The sequence below is a fragment of the Vibrio sp. 1978 genome (genome assembly GCF_033344345.1).
This window is the reverse complement of record NZ_JAWPOP010000156.1, coordinates 1-1,050: the sequence shown is the minus strand read 5'-3', so window position 1 is coordinate 1,050 and position 1,050 is coordinate 1. Positions and strand designations below refer to the sequence as shown.

Sequence of the window (1,050 nt, the reverse complement as noted above, 5' to 3'; positions counted from 1 at the left end):
TTTATTGCCATCGATACTGATAATGATGTCTTGTTTTTCAAAGCCTGCGGCACTTGCTGGACCATTTGGGTCGATACCTAAAACAACGATACCGCCAATGTGCTCGTTTCCTAGTAAACGGGCCGTCACTGCATTGATGTCTTGCCCATCAATACCGATGTAGCCGCGAATCACACGACCATCAGCGATGATTTTCTGCATAATTTTGCTGGCGAGTGGGGCAGGGATTGCAAATGAGATACCGTAGGTTTCAAGATCGGTTGCCTGCTGGAAAGACGCGGTGTTGATGCCCACCAATTCACCTTGAGTATTCACCAATGCGCCACCCGAGTTACCTTCATTGATTGCAGCATCAGTTTGGATGAAGGCTTGACGACCATCGCTAATAGAGGATCGACCTGTCGCGGAAATAATGCCGAAGGTCGAGGTTTGCCCTAAGTTGTATGGGTTACCAATCGCTAAAACGACATCACCAACCTGAGGTTTGTATTCGGAATTCAATGGGATGACAGGTAGGTTAGAACCTTCAACTCGTAAAACGGCAATGTCCGTGCGTTTGTCGGTGCCAACAAGTTGAGCGGCAGCAGCTCGACCATCTTGCAATGCAACAACGACTTGGTCTGCTTGAGCTACCACGTGATAGTTGGTAATGATATAACCTTTTTCGCTGACAATAACCCCAGAACCCAGCCCTTGTGTCGAGAGTTTACTGCGGTCGTTTTCAACGTATTTTCGGCTGTAGATATTCACAACCGCTGGCGCCGCTCTTCTTACGGCTTGGTTAAACGACAACTCAAGAGATGCGATATTTTTCGGTTGTTGGTCGAGCGTGACAGGAATAACGTTATTGCGCAATGATGGAACTGCGAGCAGTACAACGGCAGCGGTTGCTAAGCCTAAAAAGACAGAACGTAATAAAAAGCTAAGCATATCCTCTCCATGCATGAGCGCCAAAATGGCATAGAAAGGTGAAGAATAGCATTACATTGAAAAATAACAAAAGGGCAGTGCGTGATCGCACTGCCCTTTTAATAATCAGATTGATAGTAA

1 protein-coding gene is annotated in these 1,050 nt (G+C 46.5%); it reads right to left on the bottom strand.

All coding sequences use genetic code 11. From position 1 onward, the window contains the following. On the bottom strand, window positions 1-930 hold a 930-nt coding region (degS, locus tag R8N49_RS25170), incomplete at its 3' end, for an outer membrane-stress sensor serine endopeptidase DegS (protein ID WP_318190217.1). Window positions 931-1,050 lie beyond the last annotated feature (120 nt).